This is a genomic window from Mesorhizobium sp. M2A.F.Ca.ET.037.01.1.1 (assembly GCF_003998075.1).
GTDB lineage: Bacteria > Pseudomonadota > Alphaproteobacteria > Rhizobiales > Rhizobiaceae > Mesorhizobium.
Genome location: NZ_RZSA01001022.1, coordinates 1 through 2238 on the forward strand (window position 1 = coordinate 1; position 2238 = coordinate 2238).

Here is a 2238-nt window from a genome sequence, read left to right on the forward strand (position 1 = left end):
ATCGAGAGCATGGGCGGCAGCGCCGACTTCGCCACCATCCTCGCCGACATCGAGCGCCGCGACGAGCGCGACATGGGCAGAGCCTCCTCGCCGCTGAAGCCGGCGGCGGACGCGCACTTGCTTGATACCAGCGAAATGGCTATAGAAGCCGCGTTTCTGGCGGCAATGGCGATCGTTGACGATGTCCTTGCCAAGAGAAACAAGGCCTGATCGGGCTTTTTCGGTTGCCTTGAGCGGCGAAAATACCCATATCGGGCACGAACCAGCCTGCCAGCATTCTTCATGCGCCGGACTTGCCGCTTAGATAGCGGCCAAGGGCTCTTCAGCCCGGAACGCCGGCAGGCTCACGCAACGCTAACCCACGGCGCCCGCTCCGCGACAAAAGCGGAGCATTCCAGGAGAAACAATGTCAGCTGCTAATCCGTCTCGCGACGATTTCGCGAGCATGCTCGAAGAATCATTCACCGCCGGCCATTCCGGCGAGGGCCAGGTTGTCCGGGGCACGATCACCGCGATCGAAAAGGACATGGCCATCATCGATGTCGGCCTCAAGGTCGAAGGCCGCGTGCCGCTTAAGGAATTCGGCGCCAAGGGCAAGGACTCCTCCCTCAAGGTCGGCGACACCGTCGAGGTCTATGTCGAGCGCATCGAGAACGCGCTTGGCGAAGCCATGCTGTCGCGCGAGAAGGCTCGCCGCGAGGAGAGCTGGGTGCGTCTCGAGGAGAAGTTCACCAAGGGTGAGCGCGTCGAAGGCGTCATCTTCAACCAGGTCAAGGGCGGCTTCACCGTCGACCTCGACGGCGCCGTGGCGTTCCTGCCGCGCAGCCAGGTCGATATCCGTCCGATCCGCGACGTCACCCCGCTGATGCACAACCCGCAGCCCTTCGAGATCCTCAAGATGGATCGCCGCCGCGGCAACATCGTGGTGTCGCGCCGCACCGTGCTCGAGGAGAGCCGCGCCGAACAGCGTTCGGAAATCGTGCAGAACCTCGAGGAAGGCCAGGTGGTCGAGGGTGTGGTCAAGAACATCACCGACTACGGTGCGTTCGTCGACCTCGGCGGCATCGACGGCCTGCTGCATGTCACCGACATGGCATGGCGCCGCGTCAACCATCCGACCGAGATCCTCAACATCGGCCAGACGGTCAAGGTGCAGATCATCCGCATCAACCAGGAAACCCACCGCATCTCGCTCGGCATGAAGCAGCTCGAGTCGGATCCGTGGTCGGATATCGGCACCAAGTTCCCGATCGGCAAGAAGATCAAGGGCACCGTCACCAACATCACCGACTACGGCGCGTTCGTCGAGCTGGAGCCGGGCATCGAGGGCCTCATCCACGTTTCGGAAATGTCGTGGACGAAGAAGAACGTGCACCCCGGCAAGATCCTGTCGACGACCCAGGAAGTCGACGTGGTCGTGCTCGAGGTCGATCCGGCCAAGCGCCGCATCTCGCTCGGTCTCAAGCAGACGCTTGAGAACCCGTGGGAAGCCTTCGCGCGCAACCATCCGGTCGGCAGCCAGGTCGAGGGCGAGGTCAAGAACAAGACCGAGTTCGGCCTGTTCATCGGCCTGGAAGGCGACGTGGACGGCATGGTGCACCTGTCCGACCTCGACTGGACCCGTCCGGGCGAGCAGGTCATCGAAGAGTACAATCGCGGCGACATGGTCAAGGCGCAGGTGCTCGACGTCGACATCGAGAAGGAACGCATCTCGCTCGGCATCAAGCAGCTGGCCCGCGACACGGTCGGCGAAGCGGCCAATAGCGGCGAGCTGCGCAAGAACGCCGTCGTCACCTGCGAGGTCATCGGCGTGAAGGATGGCGGTCTGGACGTGCGGCTGGTCGACAGCGGCATCGAGACCTTCATCAAGCGCTCCGACCTTTCGCGCGACCGCGACGAGCAGCGCCCCGAGCGCTTCACCGTCGGCCAGAAGGTCGACGCCCGCGTCATCGCCTTCGACAAGAAGACCCGCAAGCTGCAGGTCTCGATCAAGGCGCTGGAAATCGCCGAGGAAAAGGAAGCGGTCGCCCAGTACGGCTCGACCGACTCCGGCGCCTCGCTTGGCGACATCCTGGGCGCGGCGCTGAAGAAGCAGGGTAACTAAGCCCTTTCGCTTCGCGAATAACAAAACCCCGCCGGAGCGATCCGGCGGGGTTTTCTTTTGTCGGGATATCAGAGCAATTCCAGGAAAAGTGTCAGCGGTTTTCCGTCCGGAATTGCGTAAAAAAAGAGATAGAG

The 2238-nt window shown here is 62.6% G+C and carries 2 protein-coding genes; both read left to right on the forward strand.

Translation table 11 applies throughout. From position 1 onward, the window contains the following. Positions 1–210 (forward strand): (d)CMP kinase (locus tag EOA27_RS32830; protein WP_189562211.1); only part of this gene is annotated, 210 nt, incomplete at its 5' end. Positions 211–406: 196 nt separating this feature from the next. Further along, positions 407–2104, forward strand: a complete 1698-nt coding sequence (gene rpsA, locus EOA27_RS32835) for a 30S ribosomal protein S1 (RefSeq protein WP_041001096.1) — start codon at positions 407–409, stop codon at positions 2102–2104. The last annotated feature ends 134 nt before the right edge of the window (positions 2105–2238 follow it).

Excerpts from the sequence above, each read along its gene's own strand:
- rpsA (WP_041001096.1), top strand. The coding sequence starts at position 407 with ATGTCAGCTGCTAATCCGTCTCGCGACGATTTCGCGAGCATGCTCGAA.